This is a genomic window from Thermodesulfovibrio sp. 1176 (assembly GCF_029946585.1).
Lineage (GTDB): Bacteria > Nitrospirota > Thermodesulfovibrionia > Thermodesulfovibrionales > Thermodesulfovibrionaceae > Thermodesulfovibrio.
This window is the reverse complement of the sequence record NZ_JARZRZ010000022.1, coordinates 1-296: the sequence shown is the minus strand read 5'-3', so window position 1 is coordinate 296 and position 296 is coordinate 1. Positions and strand designations below refer to the sequence as shown.

At 33.8% G+C, this 296-nt stretch carries 1 pseudogene; it reads left to right on the top strand.

Features of this window, described 5'->3' with window-relative positions:
• Nucleotides 1-296: pseudogene (locus tag QI155_RS10990) on the top strand (hypothetical protein); the annotation flags it as partial.

Here is a 296-nt window from a genome sequence, read left to right as displayed (position 1 = left end):
GAATGGCAGAAAGCTAATGAGAGTTTTCAGGAATTTATTCTCAATCTTGTGAGTTACTCACCAAATAAAATAAAGGCACTGCTACAGTCAATGAATCTTCCCTACTCAGCAGAACAAATAGAGGAGATAAAAGAATTACCATCAGATATGTTTGCCCTATTTATAGATGCCTATCATACTCAGATAAAAGATGAAGAAGTAAGCGGGATAGAGAAGAATAAATGGAAAAAGTCGATTCCTTTGGTTAAGTTAGCTTTATATGAATTGAAGCAGATGTTTGTGAAAAAATTCTATGG